This window comes from Abiotrophia sp., assembly GCF_057275535.1.
The window spans coordinates 76,255-91,850 of the sequence record NZ_DBHIRJ010000007.1 but is presented as its reverse complement, the minus strand read 5'-3'; the positions used below and the strand labels follow the sequence as shown (position 1 = coordinate 91,850).

Here is a 15,596-nt window from a genome sequence, read left to right as displayed (position 1 = left end):
ATAAAAGGAGTAGACAGATGAGTAAAGAATGGTATGTATTACACACGTACTCAGGGTACGAAAACAAGGTCAAAGAAAATATCGAGATGCGGACGGAAAGCATGAATATGCAAGACCACATCTTCCGCATTGCGGTGCCTGAAGAAGAAGTGGTTGAGAAAACAGATGGCGTAGAGAAGAAAAAAGTCGAAAAGACCTTCCCTGGCTATGTCCTAGTAGAGATGGAAATGTCTGATGAGGCTTGGTTTATCGTCCGGAATACGCCAGGTGTGACTGGTTTTGTTGGCTCTCATGGGGCCGGCTCAAAACCATCCCCACTCTTGCCAGAAGAAATTGCGGCTATCTTGGGTGATGCGCCAATGCCAAGTCAACGTGTAGAACTCAATGTAGAAGAAGGCGACTATGTGTCCATTATCGATGGGGCCTTCTCTGGCCTATCTGGTCAAATCGAGGAAATCGACCGTGATCATGACAAACTCAAAGTAGTGATTGAGATGTTTGGCCGTGAGACAGTGGCGGAATTAGACTTCACGCAAGTTAAAAAAGAAGATATTTAATCTAGATAGAGACTAGGGCATAGGCTCCCTAGTCTCTTTTTTGTGGGGCGAGTGATGAAGTCTTAACAAAATTGGCTCATGTCCAGCTTAGACTCGTCAAAGGGCTTCACTTGTGCTATACTATCTCCCAATAAGGGCTTTTAATTCCATCCCGTGAGGTGGAGAAGGCTAAATCACTTTACCGAGCCCTTGGAATAAATTCAGAGGGCTCTTTGTCATGTCTTGGAGCCCGGAAAAGAGGTTATGATGGAACTACAAACGTCCAAAGTCCGCATGCTGCTTGATGTCGAGCAGAAGCCGCCTTTCCTACAAGGGCTCTTGTTGAGTGCCCAGCACGTCTTTGCCATGTTTGGGGCGACCATTCTGGTGCCCCTGATTCTGGGGATGCCGGTTTCGGTGGCGCTCTTTGCCTCGGGGATTGGGACCCTCATCTACATGGTCTCGACCCAGTTCAAGGTGCCGGTCTACCTAGGGTCGTCCTTCGCCTTTATCCAGGCCATGGCCTTCGCTAATAGTCAGATGAATGGCGATGTCTCTGCTGCCCAAACCGGGGTGGTGCTAGTTGGGCTGGTCTATGTTGGAATAGCACTCTTGATTCGGGCAATTGGAACCACCTGGATTGATCGCTTGCTGCCGCCTATTGTGATTGGGCCCATGATTATGGTGATTGGTTTGGGCTTAGCCAACTCGGCGGTTAAGAATGCCGGTTTTATTGAGGGGGGCGACATCAAGCACATTCTGGTCGCCATTGTTACCTTCTTAATTACGGCCTTTATTAATACCAAAGCCAAGGGTTTTCTCAAAATCATTCCCTTCCTCTTCGGGATTATTGGGGGCTACTTGGTGGCCGTTGTCTTTGGTTTGGTAGACTTTCAGCCAGTCCTAGAGGCAGCTTGGTTTGAAGTGCCACATCTCTATCTGCCATTCGAAACCGGTGGCTTCTTTAGTCACTATCAACTCTACTTCGGGCCAGAGACTTGGGCGATTTTGCCGGTAGCGGTCGTGACCATTGCAGAACATATTGGGGACCATACAGTGTTGGGGCAAATCTGTGGCCGTAAGTTCTTGGAAAAACCAGGCCTCCATCGGACCTTGATTGGGGATGGGGTGGCGACTGCTGTGTCAGCCTTTATCGGTGGCCCGGCCAATACTACTTATGGCGAGAATACTGGGGTGGTAGGGATGACCCGTATCGCTTCCGTTTCTGTCATTCGCAATGCCGCTCTCTTTGCTATCGGGCTTAGCTTTATGGGCAAATTCACTGCTATCATCTCCACCATTCCGAAACCCGTCTTAGGCGGTATGGCCATCCTACTCTACGGGGTCATTGCTTCTAACGGTTTGAAGGTTCTGATTGAGAAGCAAGTCGACTTCCACCAAGTCCGCAACTTGATTATCGCCAGTTCTATGTTGGTGCTAGGCTTGGGCGGCGCGGTTCTCAAATTGGGGCCGGTGACCTTATCTGGGACTGCCCTCTGCGCCTTGGCTGGCGTCCTGCTCAACTTAATCTTGCCACACGAAGAAAAATTCCAAGACCAGAAGGTTGAAGAATTACTTGGTGAAGCGTAAATAAGGAGCGCCCTTTCCAGGGGGCTTTTCTTGTATGGAAAAAGTCAAGCATGGGCAGAATCTTGCAGAGCAAAAAAATCTCTGAAAATCAGGCCTTAAGGCATTGCATATTTGCTGGAGTATGCTATAATAGTACGGTGCGCAAAGTACGCACACTGAGTGGGAGGAGGCTTAGGCTTCCATGAACCACATCACGAACCAAAAATTAAGGAGGAATGTTTCGTGGCTAAAAAAGTCGTAAAACAAGTTAAATTACAAATCCCAGCCGGCAAAGCAAGCCCTGCTCCACCAGTAGGTCCAGCGCTCGGTCAAGCACAAGTAAACATCATGGGGTTCTGTAAAGAGTTCAACGCTCGTACACAAGATCAAGCAGGCTTGATTATTCCTGTTGTTATCTCTGTATACGAAGACCGTTCATTTACTTTCATCACCAAAACTCCACCAGCTCCAGTATTGTTACTGAAAGCTGCTAAAGTTGACAAAGGTTCAGGTGTACCTAACAAAACTAAGGTTGCCACTGTAACCAAAGATCAAGTACGAGAAATCGCAGAAACTAAAATGCCAGACTTAAATGCAGCCAATGTTGAAGCTGCAATGCGCATGGTTGAAGGTACTGCTCGCTCAATGGGGATTACAGTCCAAGACTAAGCACAATGTAGCTTCTCAACCCGAATTCTATCGGGTGTGGGAGGTCAAACCGTTATAACCACAACATAGGAGGAAGAAAAATGGCTAAAAAGAGCAAAAACTTACAAGCGGCTCTTGCAAAAGTAGACCGCAACAAAAAATATGAAGCTAACGAAGCTGTTACCTTAGCAAAAGAAATCGACTTCGCTAAGTTCGACGCTACCGTTGAAGTTTCTTACAACTTAAACATCGACGTTAAGAAAGCTGACCAACAAATCCGTGGCGCAATGGTATTGCCACACGGGACTGGTAAAACCAGCCGTGTAGTTGTTATCGCGCGTGGCGAAAAAGCTAAAGAAGCGGAAGCAGCAGGTGCTGATTTCGTTGGTGAAGCAGACTTAATCCAAAAGATTTCTGACGGTTGGTTAGAATTCGACGTGATGGTCGCTACCCCTGACATGATGGGTCAAGTGGGTCGCCTTGGTCGTGTCTTAGGGCCAAAAGGCTTGATGCCAAACCCTAAAACCGGGACTGTTACTATGGATGTAACCAAAGCAGTTAACGACATCAAAGCTGGTCAAGTAACTTACCGTGCTGACAAAGCGGGTATCGTGAACGTGCCAATCGGTAAAGTATCTTTTGAAGACAACAAATTGGTTGAAAACCTCAAGGCGCTTCACGAGCAAATCTTGCGTGTGAAACCAGCCGCTGCTAAAGGTACTTACATCAACAACTTGACTTTGAGCACTACTTTTGGTCCTGGGATCAAGTTGGATGTTACTTCTCTCTAATTTTTAGCGAGAAATCCGCGAAGAGGCTTGACATGATGGCCCTTCTTCGCTACAATAACATACGTTAATATAACGACCGAAGACAGTAAGTGGCGCAGGCCTTAATTTCTTACCGAGGAAGTTCCACGAATGGAAGCTATCTCTATGTCTAAGGTGACATAGAGATTTTTTATGGCAACATAAAAATCTCTATATCAAACTAGCGGAGGTGAAATTATGACAAAAGCAATTCTCTTGAAAAAGCAAGAAGAAGTTTCAAAAGTTGCTGAAGAACTCAAATCTGCAGCATCTGTAGTCGTTGTTGACTACTTAGGCTTAACCGTTGAAGAAGTGACTAACTTACGTAAAGAGTTACGTGATAACGGCGTGCAAATGAAGGTTGTGAAAAACACCATCTTACGTCGTGCTGCTGCTCAAGCTGAAATCGAAGGTTTGGATGCCCACTTTGTAGGCCCAACTGCTATCGTGTTCAGCGAATCAGAAGTTGTAGCGCCAGCGAAAGTTATCGCAGAATTCGCGAAAAAAGCTGAAAAGCTTGAAATCAAAGGTGGCTTAATCGAAGGGAAAGCAGCTTCAGCAGAAGACGTGAAGGCTCTCGCAGCTCTTCCAGACCGCGACGGCATGCTCTCTATGCTCCTTTCTGTACTGCAAGCCCCAGTACGCAACACTGCATTGGCTATTAAAGCTGTTGCAGAAGCAAAAGAAAGTGCAGCTTAATTACACAATACTAAACTTAATGGAGGAAATTAATCATGGCATTAAACATTGAAAACATTATTGCTGAAATCAAAGAAGCAACAATCATCGAATTAAACGATTTAGTAAAAGCAATCGAAGAAGAATTTGGCGTAACTGCAGCAGCTCCTGTAGCAGTAGCAGCAGGTCCAGCAGCAGCAGCTGAAGAGAAAACTGAATTTGACGTTGAATTAACTAACGCAGGTGCAGGTAAGATCAAAGTTATTAAGGTTGTCCGTGAAGCAACTGGCTTAGGCTTGAAAGAAGCTAAAGAATTAGTTGACGGCGCACCATCTGTAGTCAAGGAAGGCGCTTCTAAAGAAGACGCAGAAGCTTTGAAAGCTGCCTTGGAAGAAGTTGGCGCAACTGTAACCTTGAAGTAATTGATTTCGGTTATCGAATGCCAAAGGCGGAGACTTTGTCTCCGCCTTTTTCTTACTTAAAAGAAAAATCCCATTATATCATATATGATATAATGGGATTTTTGTGTATGGATTATTTTTTGTACGGTGAGAGGATAGCTTTTATCCTTGAAGTTATTCACCATTTGAAGTGCTAGTATCTGTTTCTAATCCTTAGAACAGTCGTTGTTGAATATTCTGGGTAACGTCGTTGCGCTCATTGTAATAAGCCGCCAGCAAGGTGGTTTGATTCTCATTGACCTGGTCGGCCGCCGTATCCTCAGCAGTGGTCAAAATTTCTTTAGGGAAGTAGAGACGCAAATCGCCGCGCTGTTTGCCGGCTAGGGAATTGACTAGGGGACTAACTTGAGATAGCTCAACAATCTGTCCCATCTTAGTAATCAGCTCAATCTGGGTGCGTTTGCTAATCTGACCTACACGATAATAGTCATAAGGCAGGTCAAAACTAGAATTCTCCGCGAAATAATAGTAAGGGTCATAGCCCAGTCGGACCAGTTCTTGGTCGATGGCAATAGTCAGCTCGGTCTTCTCTTCAGGACTGGTCAGAACGGATTTGAATGGTTTGCGGGTCAGGAAGCGATTAGCTAGGTCTGCCAGCAAGACATCCTCTTCGTCTAGCCAGTGGTTGAAGTAGCTACTGAGGATGTGGTCGTCCAAGCGTAAGTAATCAGATAGGAGCCAATCCCCTCGCAGGAAGGGCTCTAGGAAGCTGATTTGGGTCTTCATCTGGTCCGCTTTTTCCAGATAACAGGTCTTAGCGCGGGTCAGTAGGCTGTGGAGGACCATTTCCATGCCACGGGAGACGGAGTGGAAGTAGACCTGCATATACATTTGATAGCGACTGACGATATAGTCTTCAATGGCGTGCATACCCGAAAAGTCGAAAACAATGCCGTTTTTGAAGGGGCGAATCACCCGCAAAATCCGTGTCAAATCGAAAGTGCCGTAGGAGACGCCAGCATAATAGGCATCGCGAAGCAGATAATCCATGCGGTCGGCATCAATCTGACTACTAATCAGTTGGACCACCTGTTGGTTAGGGTAGGTCTTATTGATGACACTGGCAACCTTAGCCGGAAATTCTGGGCCAAGTTGTAGCAGGACCTGATGGATTTCAGTTTCAGGCGAGGTGATAATGCGTTGAGTAATTTCTTCGTGGTTGGTATGGAAGATCCCTTCAAAGGCATGGGAGAAGGGACCATGCCCGATGTCATGGAGTAAGGCGGCGCAGAGGGCGACCAGGCGCTCAGAGGCCTGCCAGAGGCCGTCCCCCGGCATTTGGGACAGATATTGACGTTCGAATTTGTCGACAATGAGACGTGTGATTTCATAGACACCTAGAGAATGACCGAAGCGCGAATGTTCTGCCCCATGGAAGGTGTAGACAGAACCGCCCAATTGCTTAATACGGCGCAGGCGTTGAAACTCTCGCGTGTTGATCAGATCTAAGATAATCTGATCTTGGATATGGATATAGCCATGTACCGGGTCGCGGAAGACCTTCTCACGGCTGAGTTTTTGGGCCGCAACGGCCCCATCAAAGTTAAACATGGCATAACCTCCTTAGCTATCTCGCTTGCTATTGACTTCTGGTTTTAGTGATTGGGTGCGGGCCAAGGATACTTGGCGCATTTTGGTAAAGATAGGAACTAGGTCAGGGTCTTGATAGTCGCCTGGGACTAGTTTTTGATAGTGGCTAATCAGCTGGATCAGCTCTTCTTGGTAGGTCTGGCGGTCAAGTGGTCGGCCACAAGCATGAGCCAGGGTCGTCATGACCGCTGGGTCTACCTTGGGATAGCTGTCGTCCGCTCCAGCTGCCTGGTAAAAGTCCGCCATGAGTTGGGCGCGAGCAGCTTGGTCGCCCGCTACGCTGATATAAGCTGCAGTTGTCAGACCGGTCTTAAAGCGACGTTGGGCAATGCCCCCGATTTTCTGGCCCCCCACGACCAAGTCATAGGTACCAGGGCAGTAGGATTGGGCGATTTCATAGGCTTCAAGCTCAAGGCCATAAGACATCAGGGACAGTCCAATCAGGGCCACCATCTGTTCATAGGCGGCATCAATGGATAGAGGGAAGTGGGTCAGATCACTGGCCAGACCAATATTCAGGATGCCTGGATCACAGACCACGCCCAAACCACCATGGGGCCGGAGGGCATAGTCGAAACCCTGGTCTTCTAGGTAAGCCAAGCCAGCTGCTAAGTTAGGCAGACGGCTATCTTTGGCGCCCAAGAGGACAGTGGGACGATCAATGGAATAGAAGTGAACGAGGCCCTGAGGCTGGTCCCCTTGTAAATGAGGGAGCCAACGAATGAAGCTGTCTTGATAGGCCAAACTATCGCTTGCCGCTAGCGCCGGAACATGGCTAGCATCGTCGAAGTAACGCCATTCATGCTTTGATAAATACGGAAATTGCGGCAATGCCATTCTGACCTCCCCCTTTCTCGTCAAAGTTGCCCTCCTAAATGCAGATGAGAGCGATTGCTATGGTGTTATTATAGCACGATTTGCGGTATAATAACTATATAGAACCATTCGAGAGGCCCAACTTGTGACAGAAAGTGAACAAGTGGCCAGAAAGGAACTTCATGAGACGTGTAAGCATTGACCTTCAGGTCGAACAACAAATTATTTATCCAGATAGCCAGCAGGTAGAACGTTATGACCACAAGACCCAGGCGGTCCTCTTAGAGCTAGAATCTTTTACTAAGCTGACCTATCAAAATCTCAATCAAGAACCTGTTGAAGTCAAATGGCTACCCCAAGCTGATGGGAGCACCCAGATTCAAGTCAGTCAGGCCCAGGGGGTACTGCTCTTTGTGCCAGACCAAGAAACCATGACCAGCTACCAGACTCCTCAGGGCAGCTGGCCTTTGAGTGTCCATACCCAGCACTTGCACTGGCATTTTGAGCCGGCGGATCAAGCAGGAAAAATCCGCTATGCCTTGACCGTCGACTATCAATTAAAAAATGACCAAGAATTGCTAGGAAACTATCGTTTTCGATTGATTTATGTCGCTTAAATAGGTAATATATAAGAGTATACTAGGGAGGGTGTGTCAAACCATGATTTTGAAACAATTTGAAGGACAAGACCGCAAAGATTTATCCATGATTGAAGTTGCTCACGCAATTTTAGAACAAAAAGGTGATGTGGTAGACTTTACGGAATTACTGATTGAAATCCAAAACTACTTGGAGTTATCAGAGTTAGAGTTGGAAAGCCGTATGGTCCGCTTCTATACAGATTTGAATATCGACGGTCGTTTTATCTCCTTAGGGGAGAATCGTTGGGGCTTGCGTGGCTGGTACCCAATCGATGCAATCGATGAAGAAATTATCTCTAGCGCTGAAGCTGAAGATGATCGTCCAGTTAGCCGTCGTAAGAAACGTAAATACAATGCCTTCTCTGAAGGAGACGACATGATCGACTACAACGATGATGATCCAGAAGATGCAGATGATATCTACGACACCGATTTAGACGATTACGGCGATGTAGATGAGGAAGATGAAGATGACGACGATACTCGTGGTCTAACCCTCATTGAAGACGATGCCGTTGACTTAGACGACGACGAAAGTCAAGAGTTGGGCGAATACGCTTCTGACCTCTCTGATTTCGGCGACGATGACTTAGATTTAGACGGTGATGCTTCCTTCGAGGCTGAAGATGATGAAGCCGATGACTTCGAATCAGAAGACGAAGAATACGAAGAAGAGTTACAAGACGAAGAAGAATAAACTTGACGCGGTCAGAGCTTTAGCGTAATATTTTATGTGGGCCCCCTAAAGCTTTTTAGGGCAACTGACCGAGTGAGCGCTCCCTGTTCCTAGAACGGGGAGCGATTTTCATTTAGTAAATAGACAAGGAAAAGGAGTAGTGACATGACAAAGTATATTTTTGTAACAGGCGGGGTAGTTTCCTCTATTGGTAAAGGGATTGTAGCAGCTTCCTTAGGGCGTCTGCTCAAGAATCGTGGCCTCAAAGTAGCCATCCAAAAATTCGATCCTTATATCAATGTGGACCCCGGCACCATGAGTCCTTACCAACACGGGGAAGTCTTTGTCACCGATGACGGGACTGAGACAGACTTGGACTTAGGTCACTATGAGCGTTTCATCGACATTAACTTGAACCAATATTCCAATGTCACTACCGGTAAGGTCTATTCCGAAGTGCTCAAGAAAGAACGTCGGGGTGACTATCTCGGGGCAACGGTTCAGGTGATTCCGCACATCACCAACGAAATCAAAGATAAAATCCGTCGTGCAGGTGAATTAACCGATGCCGATATTGTCATCACTGAAGTAGGGGGGACAGTAGGGGATATTGAGTCCCTCCCATTCCTTGAAGCCTTACGTCAAATGAAGGCCGACATGGGTACCAACAATGTGCTCTATATTCACACCACCCTCATTCCTTACCTCAAGGCAGCGGGCGAGCTCAAGACCAAGCCAACTCAACACAGCGTCAAGGAACTGCGGAGCTTGGGGATTCAGCCTAATATCTTGGTAGTCCGTACCGAAGAAGAGTTGCCAAGTGGTATTAAGGACAAGCTAGCCCTCTTCTGTGACGTTAAACCTAATGCTGTGATTGAGTCTCGCGACGTCGAGACCCTCTATACGATTCCGCTCAACCTCCAAGCTCAAGGCATGGATGATTTGGTGCTGGACCACTTTGGTATCCAACGTCCGGAAGCAGATATGACCGAGTGGCGGGCGCTAGAAAACAAGGTGCTTAATCTTAAGGGCAAGGTAAGGGTCGGTTTAGTCGGTAAATACGTGTCCTTGCCAGATGCTTACCTATCCATTGTTGAAGCACTCAAGCATGCAGGTTATGCACACGATACTGAGATTGACATTCGTTGGATTGATGCCGAAGAAGTGGATGATCAGAATGTCGCTAACTACTTGGCTGATGTCGATGGTGTCTTAGTACCAGGTGGCTTCGGTAGCCGAGGCCTAATCGGAAAAATCGCAGCCATTCGCTATGCTCGCGAACACAAATTGCCATTCTTTGGGATTTGCTTGGGTATGCAATTGGCCTGCATCGAGTTTGCCCGTAATGTGGTAGGCATCCATGATGCGGATACAGGTGAAGAAAATCCAGCTTGCCCACACAAAATTATCGATCTCCTGCCTGACCAAGAGGCAGAGGGTGACTTGGGTGGCACCTTGCGTCTAGGACTCTACCCTTGCCGCTTAGTAGAAGGGACCTTGGCTCATCAACTTTATGGCCAAGAGGTGGTTCAAGAACGCCACCGTCACCGTTATGAGTTTAATAATGCCTACCGTGAGCGTTTAGCAGCAGCGGGCTTGACCTTCTCAGGCCTGAGCCCAGATGGTCGTTTGGTGGAAATTGTCGAAATTAAAGACCATCCATTCTTTATTGCGGCGCAATTCCATCCGGAATTTATTTCTCGTCCTAACCGGCCACAAGCTATTTTTGATGGTTTCGTGGCAGCCTGCCAAGCGCAACAAGCATAGTCAAGGACCGCATAAGTTTTCAGAGCTTGTGCGGTTTTTGTCTGAAGATGCGCGGTGCCTGACTAGACAAGAGGCGAGCTTGTGAATAAAACGCTATGGCGCAGTTTCTGGTCAGGGCGAGTGGGAAAGACTAGCCAAGGCAGTGAAAATGGAGTATAATAAAAACATAAAATAATCCAATTCAAGGAGGCATAAACATGAGTCGTTTAGTAAGTATGACGGAAATGTTGAAGAAAGCAAAAGAAGGTCATTACGCTGTTGGTCAATTCAACATCAACAACTTAGAATGGACCCAAGCGGTATTACAAGCTGCTGTAGAAAACAATTCACCAATTATCTTAGGGGTTTCTGAAGGTGCTGGTAAGTACATGGGTGGCCCTGTTGCTGTTGTCGGCATGGTAAATGGTTTGTTGGAAGCAATGGATGTAAAAGTACCAGTTGCTTTGCACTTAGACCACGGTTCATCTGTTGATGTATGTAAACAATACATCGATGCAGGTTTCTCTTCCGTAATGTTCGACCACTCTCACTACCCAATCGATGAAAACATCGCTTTAACCAAAGAAGTAGTAGCTTATGCTCATCCTAAGAATGTTTCTGTAGAAGCAGAAGTTGGTACAGTTGGTGGTACTGAAGATGGCGTAACCGGCGGGATTAAATACGCTGATTTAGAAGAATGCAAACGCATGGTTTCTGAAGGTCAAATCGACGCTTTAGCTGCTGCTTTAGGTTCAGTTCACGGGACTTACGCTGGCGAACCTGTATTAGGTTTTGACGAAATGCTTGCAATCTCTGAAGCAACTGGTGCTCCACTTGTACTTCATGGTGGTTCAGGGATTCCAGAATTCCAAATCAAGAAAGCAATCGAACGTGGTCATGCTAAAATCAACGTGAACACTGAATTGCAACAACAATGGACAGCAGCTGTTCGTGCTAAATTAGCAGCTGACTCAGAAGTCTATGACCCACGTAAAGTCATCGCACCTGGTAAAGAAGCCATTGTGAAGACAACTAAAGAAATCATGGACATGTTTGGTTCAACAGGCAAAGCCTAAGACCAGTAAGTATCATGCAGGGACTGGGATTTCGATTCCAGTCTCTTTTTTGCTGATAGGGCATGGAGACAAGAGTTCGTTTGTTGCCGGAAAGCCCTGAGAACGTAATCTGATTGTTACGGTATAGGGCTAAGATTTCCCTTATAATAATAAAATAACAAGTACAAGTAGGTGGCAAGATGAAAGGACAACATATACGAGGCCTGAATGGCATAAAGGGTTTGGCTATTCTGATGGTCATTAGCTATCACCTCTTTCCGAGCGTGACCAGCGGTGGCTTTCTCTGGGTCAATAGTTTCTTTGTCCTAGGGGGCTTCTTCCTTGCGCGAAGCATGGAGAAAATCCAAGAAGGCAATCGGCCACATGCCTTAAGAAACTATGTCTTAAAAACGGTCCAACGGCTTTGGTGGCCACTTTTAGTCTTTATCTTAATTATGTTGGCCTATCTCCTAGCCTTTGATCGGCGGGAGCTGAGTTATGACCGAAGCGACATACTATCTAGTCTCTTCTTCTTCAATAATTACTTCCAGATTAGCGCTGGTCGGTCCTACTTTATTCAGATGGCTGGGACCTCGCCATTTACCCACCTATGGTATAATTCGCTTTATGTCCAGTCTTTCCTAGTCGGAGTGGCTGGTATCTGGGTGACCCAGAAAGCCTACTTTTCGGCCTACTATAAGGCGGCCTTTTGGCTGGCTCTGATGAGTCTCAGTCACACATTGACCTTCTATCTCTACCAACCATCAGGGGACCCCTCTCTAGTTTATTATGGTTTGGTGACCCGCTTTGCTAGTGTAGCGGGCGGGATTGCCCTGGCTTACTTATTGCCAATTTTCCTTAACGCCTGCTATCGCTATCAGCACAAGCAAGCCATGCTTAACATTCTGGCCCTGGTGTCAGTCGCGCTCATGCTAGTCCTAAGTTTTACTGCATCAGACCAGGCAGGTATTACCTACTATCTCTGGTTACCAGCCTTCAACATCCTGACCATGTTACTAGTGCTGGCCTTAGTAGGAGGGGCAACCCTAGGCCGTTTAGTCTTTGATTGGGGCTTTTTGACCCATTTTGGTCGTCGCTCCTATTCCTTCTACCTCTGGTACTATCCGCTCTTGACCGGCCTGCTCAAGGCGCTACCTCATACCGCCTGGACAGCTATCCTGGTCTTATTGGTCATCCTACTGGCTAGCGAAATCTTTTACTGGCTAGTTGAAGGCCGCGCGCCTCATCCTGTCTGGACTTGGGGTCATCGTTTTAAGACCGCCTGGACGCGCTTAAGACAAGGGGCGTGGCGTTGGCCAGACTGGCGTAAGGCTAGCCTAGGGCTAGTGGGAGCCATTGTTTTAGTAGTCGGCCTCTTGCTAGCAGCTGACTATCAACGCTTTGCCTTGTTTGAATTGGAGTACTTGGCCTTTACTAACAAGACCCATGTTCAAAAAGCCATTTATCCTGGGACTGAAGCTATGGATGCCCTACAGACCGATCTCAAGGCAGTGGACACGACCTTTAAAACCGACTATGTAACGCCACAGTCTCACCAAACCATCCTTGATAAGGCCATTAAAGCCAGTCAGGTCAATGCCGAAATGCAAGCCTTTTTCGAAGAGAACAAGGAAGTCTTAGAGCAAGCTGCTGCCCTTAACCCAGAACTTGTGGCTATGCTGTCACCAGTTGAAGTCATCTATGCGACCACTCAAGAAGTATCGCTATTTGGTGACTCGGTGGCCTTGCTTAACTCATCGACTTTCTCTGATATCTTCTGGCAAGGCAATACCTACGGTAAGGTCAGCCTGTCAGTCTATAACGGAGCGCAAGAAATTCTACAGGACCGTGTCTGGTCGGGTCTAGTTAAACCTAAAGTGGTCATCCAACTGGGTGTCAATGGTGGCTTAGATACTGATTCCATGGATCAGCTTATGGCAATTTTACAAGGTAGAGAAGTCTACTTTGTAACCGTCCATAATGCGGATGGTGAGGACACGGAAGTGAATAGCTATATTAAAGACACTGCCCGTCGCTATCCAAATGCCCATGTAATTGATTGGCAAGCCTATCAAGTGGGACATCCGGAATGGTATGTGTCGGATGGTGTCCACCACAACGAAGTAGGCACCCTGCACTATGTGGCCTTTATCGCTCGTAGTCTCTATCAACAACGTTAAGACTCATCTAACCAAGCTGTCTTCAGTACAGCTTGGTTTTTTATGTGAGCCAGGGTAAGAGGGCTAAGACTAGATAGTAGGCGAGAGCAATGGCTGGCACAAAGGGAATAGGTTGGTGCCAGCACCTAGGCCGACTGCCAACCATCAAAAGACCAAGCCCGGCTGCCAGTCCCAAGAGCCAAGCCAGCGCCCTGAGTGGAAGAGATAGCCAGAGCAGACCCAGTAATTTGATATCAGCTCCGCCAAGCCAATGGGGATGAAAAATTTGGAGTAAGATGAGAAAGCTTAGGGCAAGAGCAATCACTAGCATCTTCCAAACATCCCAATTTTGATGAAAGGCAAGAAAGAAACTAAAAGGCAGGCAAGTAAGTTGTAAGATATCCGGCACCCAGTAAGCCCAGAGGTCGCAAGCAGCCATCACAGCAAGCAAGACGAGTAAGATACTATATAAGCAGATTCGAGTGGGAGACCAGACCTGATAAGATGCCATCAAGGACACGCCGATAGCTAAGCTGCCCCCCACCAGCTCGCTTTGCCAGTAAATCGATGAGATGACTTGGTGACAGTAAGGGCAACGGGAATGGAGGCGGGCTTGGGAAAACAGGGGAATGAGCTCTTTCCAGGAGAGAGGATGATGGCAATAATCGCAAGAGGAACGAGCCCGCCAATTAAAATGGTCAAAAACCAGTTGGTGGGCCAAACAAGGCACAAAAGAACCTAGGCAAGCCCCCAAACAAAAGGCTAAGATAAAGCGCATATAGAGCACCTCCTTATATACTATATAGACTGAAAATGGAATGAAACACTAAAACTCAGCAAAAATTCTGAAAAAATTTAGGCTATGACTTGACTAAAAAGTAAATCTAAGCTATGATATATGAGTCGTTACAAGAGTCATTAGCTCAGTTGGTAGAGCATCTGACTTTTAATCAGAGGGTCACAGGTTCGAGCCCTGTATGACTCATTCTTGCTTTTAGCAAGCTGTAGCCGGCTTAGCTCAGTTGGTAGAGCATCTGAATCGTAATCAGAGGGTCGAGGGTTCAAATCCTTTAGCCGGCATCGCCAACTTGCGGAAATAGTTCAGAGGTAGAACATCACCTTGCCAAGGTGGGGGTCGCGGGTTCGAATCCCGTTTTCCGCTTATTATTATTATATAGAAGAGGCTAGGATTTCCTGGCCTCTTTTTTATGCGTAGCTAGCGATTGGATCAACAAAAAAAGACGGGGCGCCATCCCGTCTTCAAAGAATTTACTTCATTTGCTTCAAAAGCTGATAGATGATATGGGCTACCCCATCTTCTGCGTTGCTTGGAGCCTCATAGCTTGCTAAGTCTTTAATGGCTTGACTGGCATTAGCCATGGCATAGCTATTAGGGAACATGGCTAGCATGGAACGATCATTGGCCGAATCGCCAATGGTTAGGACTTGATGCTTAGTGAACCCATGGTGCTGGCAGTAGGCTTCAATCGCTAAGCCTTTTTGGGCCTTGAGACTGGTAATTTCTAAATTATCTGGGCCAGAAGAAGTCAGGTCAATGGCAAAATCCTTGAGGAAATGGCGGGCAGACTCTAAGATTTCAGGGCGACGGTCAATCAGCATAATCTTAAGTGGAGGATCTAAATCCGGTTGATAGTCCTTAAGCGGTAGAAGCTCTTTGAAGTGGAGCTCAAGCTGGGCTAGACTATCATCACTAGTAGCTTGTTTGGCATGATCTATAAAAGCTTCCATGCGCTGCCGATAGAGGGCAAGGTCATTAACATAATAACCGTTCAGAGACTTGAGTGACACCAAAGTCTGAGTTCCGGGCACCGCAAACCGTTCGATAATGGTCTGGGTATCAGCTAAATCCAGGGCAAAGACATCCTCCAAATTTCCTTTAACGTCATAAGTTGCAGCGCCATTGACGGCAATAATGCGAGCGGTTAGTTGGTGTTGATCTAAAAGCCACTTAGCAGATCGATAATCTCGTCCAGTAGCAATCATAAACTCGATATCAGATTGCGATTGTAAGTCTCGAATGGCTTGGGCAGTGGTGTCGCTAATGACATGGTTTGGGTTTAATAGAGTCCCATCCATATCGGATGCAAAAAGTTTAATCATCGGCAACCTCCATAATTCGTCATAATTCTCGTATAAATAGTGTACCACGAAATCGTTAAAAAATGGTATGATAGAAGTGAGAAAATTTAGC

The 15,596-nt window shown here is 46.8% G+C and carries 15 protein-coding genes, 3 tRNA genes and 1 other annotated feature; of the genes, 14 read left to right on the top strand and 4 right to left on the bottom strand.

Annotation, left to right across the window (positions count from 1 at the left end; all coding sequences use genetic code 11):
- Positions 1-17 precede the first annotated feature (17 nt).
- From nusG to rplL, 6 genes are all read left to right on the top strand, one after another.
- Positions 18-557, top strand: coding sequence for a transcription termination/antitermination protein NusG (gene nusG, locus ACO53F_RS06835; RefSeq protein ID WP_314063557.1), 540 nt, complete (start codon positions 18-20; stop codon positions 555-557).
- Positions 558-803: 246 nt separating this feature from the next.
- Positions 804-2,126, top strand: a complete 1,323-nt coding sequence (locus tag ACO53F_RS06830) for a uracil-xanthine permease family protein (RefSeq protein ID WP_485137839.1) — start codon at positions 804-806, stop codon at positions 2,124-2,126.
- A 222-nt stretch (positions 2,127-2,348) separates the two neighbouring features.
- Complete coding sequence (rplK, locus tag ACO53F_RS06825) at positions 2,349-2,774, top strand: 50S ribosomal protein L11 (RefSeq protein ID WP_035364969.1); 426 nt, start codon at positions 2,349-2,351, stop codon at positions 2,772-2,774.
- An 80-nt stretch (positions 2,775-2,854) separates the two neighbouring features.
- Complete coding sequence (rplA, locus tag ACO53F_RS06820) at positions 2,855-3,544, top strand: 50S ribosomal protein L1 (RefSeq protein WP_070756436.1); 690 nt, start codon at positions 2,855-2,857, stop codon at positions 3,542-3,544.
- 58 nt (positions 3,545-3,602) lie between these two features.
- Positions 3,603-3,724: a sequence feature (ribosomal protein L10 leader region), on the top strand.
- 36 nt (positions 3,725-3,760) lie between these two features.
- Positions 3,761-4,261: a 50S ribosomal protein L10 gene (gene rplJ, locus ACO53F_RS06815; RefSeq protein WP_291430439.1), complete on the top strand. Its 501-nt coding sequence runs from the start codon at positions 3,761-3,763 to the stop codon at positions 4,259-4,261.
- 35 nt (positions 4,262-4,296) lie between these two features.
- Positions 4,297-4,662, top strand: coding sequence for a 50S ribosomal protein L7/L12 (gene rplL / locus ACO53F_RS06810; protein ID WP_023392535.1), 366 nt, complete (start codon positions 4,297-4,299; stop codon positions 4,660-4,662).
- Positions 4,663-4,854: 192 nt separating this feature from the next.
- On the opposite strand, the gene ACO53F_RS06805 is transcribed toward rplL, so the two are convergent.
- Entirely contained in the window at positions 4,855-6,252 is a 1,398-nt protein-coding gene (locus ACO53F_RS06805; protein ID WP_291427636.1) for an HD domain-containing protein, read from the bottom strand.
- Positions 6,253-6,264: 12 nt separating this feature from the next.
- Positions 6,265-7,128, bottom strand: coding sequence for a lipoate--protein ligase family protein (locus ACO53F_RS06800; protein WP_485137838.1), 864 nt, complete (start codon positions 7,126-7,128; stop codon positions 6,265-6,267).
- A 161-nt stretch (positions 7,129-7,289) separates the two neighbouring features.
- On the opposite strand from ACO53F_RS06800, the gene ACO53F_RS06795 reads away from it, so the two are divergent.
- The 5 genes from ACO53F_RS06795 (at position 7,290) to ACO53F_RS06775 (ending at position 13,405) form a co-directional block, all read left to right on the top strand.
- Positions 7,290-7,724, top strand: coding sequence for a DUF1934 family protein (locus ACO53F_RS06795; protein ID WP_291427638.1), 435 nt, complete (start codon positions 7,290-7,292; stop codon positions 7,722-7,724).
- Between the two features lie 43 nt (positions 7,725-7,767).
- Positions 7,768-8,445, top strand: coding sequence for a DNA-directed RNA polymerase subunit delta (gene rpoE / locus ACO53F_RS06790; RefSeq protein ID WP_291427639.1), 678 nt, complete (start codon positions 7,768-7,770; stop codon positions 8,443-8,445).
- Positions 8,446-8,589: 144 nt separating this feature from the next.
- The gene (pyrG, locus tag ACO53F_RS06785; RefSeq protein ID WP_485137837.1) at positions 8,590-10,191 is read left to right on the top strand and encodes a CTP synthase; all 1,602 of its coding nucleotides are present in this window, start codon (positions 8,590-8,592) and stop codon (positions 10,189-10,191) included.
- Positions 10,192-10,388: 197 nt separating this feature from the next.
- Positions 10,389-11,246, top strand: a complete 858-nt coding sequence (gene fba, locus ACO53F_RS06780; RefSeq protein WP_070756429.1) for a class II fructose-1,6-bisphosphate aldolase — start codon at positions 10,389-10,391, stop codon at positions 11,244-11,246.
- Positions 11,247-11,425: 179 nt separating this feature from the next.
- Positions 11,426-13,405 (top strand): acyltransferase family protein, encoded by a 1,980-nt coding sequence (locus ACO53F_RS06775; protein WP_485137836.1) that lies wholly within the window; start codon positions 11,426-11,428, stop codon positions 13,403-13,405.
- 40 nt (positions 13,406-13,445) lie between these two features.
- Here the strand turns inward: ACO53F_RS06775 and ACO53F_RS06770 are convergent, their stop codons facing one another.
- Positions 13,446-14,162 carry a prepilin peptidase gene (locus ACO53F_RS06770; RefSeq protein WP_485137835.1) on the bottom strand — a complete coding sequence of 239 codons (717 nt, stop codon included), beginning with the start codon at positions 14,160-14,162 and terminating at the stop codon, positions 13,446-13,448.
- A gap of 134 nt (positions 14,163-14,296) precedes the next feature.
- Here ACO53F_RS06770 and ACO53F_RS06765 point away from each other — a divergent pair.
- The 3 genes from ACO53F_RS06765 to ACO53F_RS06755 all read left to right on the top strand — a co-directional run bounded on the left by ACO53F_RS06765 (position 14,297) and on the right by ACO53F_RS06755 (position 14,546).
- Positions 14,297-14,369 (top strand) — tRNA-Lys (locus ACO53F_RS06765).
- Positions 14,370-14,391: 22 nt separating this feature from the next.
- Positions 14,392-14,464, top strand: a tRNA-Thr gene (locus tag ACO53F_RS06760).
- Between the two features lie 10 nt (positions 14,465-14,474).
- Positions 14,475-14,546: transfer RNA gene (locus tag ACO53F_RS06755), tRNA-Gly, on the top strand.
- Positions 14,547-14,653: 107 nt separating this feature from the next.
- Here the strand turns inward: ACO53F_RS06755 and ACO53F_RS06750 are convergent.
- Positions 14,654-15,505, bottom strand: a complete 852-nt coding sequence (locus ACO53F_RS06750; RefSeq protein ID WP_485137834.1) for a Cof-type HAD-IIB family hydrolase — start codon at positions 15,503-15,505, stop codon at positions 14,654-14,656.
- Positions 15,506-15,596 lie beyond the last annotated feature (91 nt).

Bases quoted from the DNA above. Each gene is read 5' to 3' on its own strand.
- nusG (WP_314063557.1), top strand. From the start codon at position 18: ATGAGTAAAGAATGGTATGTATTACACACGTACTCAGGGTACGAAAAC.
- ACO53F_RS06830 (WP_485137839.1), top strand. From the start codon at position 804: ATGGAACTACAAACGTCCAAAGTCCGCATGCTGCTTGATGTCGAGCAG.
- rplA (WP_070756436.1), top strand. From the start codon at position 2,855: ATGGCTAAAAAGAGCAAAAACTTACAAGCGGCTCTTGCAAAAGTAGAC.
- rplJ (WP_291430439.1), top strand. From the start codon at position 3,761: ATGACAAAAGCAATTCTCTTGAAAAAGCAAGAAGAAGTTTCAAAAGTT.
- rplL (WP_023392535.1), top strand. From the start codon at position 4,297: ATGGCATTAAACATTGAAAACATTATTGCTGAAATCAAAGAAGCAACA.
- ACO53F_RS06805 (WP_291427636.1), bottom strand. From the start codon at position 6,252: ATGTTTAACTTTGATGGGGCCGTTGCGGCCCAAAAACTCAGCCGTGAG.
- ACO53F_RS06800 (WP_485137838.1), bottom strand. From the start codon at position 7,128: ATGGCATTGCCGCAATTTCCGTATTTATCAAAGCATGAATGGCGTTAC.
- ACO53F_RS06795 (WP_291427638.1), top strand. From the start codon at position 7,290: ATGAGACGTGTAAGCATTGACCTTCAGGTCGAACAACAAATTATTTAT.
- rpoE (WP_291427639.1), top strand. From the start codon at position 7,768: ATGATTTTGAAACAATTTGAAGGACAAGACCGCAAAGATTTATCCATG.
- pyrG (WP_485137837.1), top strand. From the start codon at position 8,590: ATGACAAAGTATATTTTTGTAACAGGCGGGGTAGTTTCCTCTATTGGT.
- fba (WP_070756429.1), top strand. From the start codon at position 10,389: ATGAGTCGTTTAGTAAGTATGACGGAAATGTTGAAGAAAGCAAAAGAA.
- ACO53F_RS06775 (WP_485137836.1), top strand. From the start codon at position 11,426: ATGAAAGGACAACATATACGAGGCCTGAATGGCATAAAGGGTTTGGCT.
- ACO53F_RS06770 (WP_485137835.1), bottom strand. From the start codon at position 14,162: ATGCGCTTTATCTTAGCCTTTTGTTTGGGGGCTTGCCTAGGTTCTTTT.
- ACO53F_RS06750 (WP_485137834.1), bottom strand. From the start codon at position 15,505: ATGATTAAACTTTTTGCATCCGATATGGATGGGACTCTATTAAACCCA.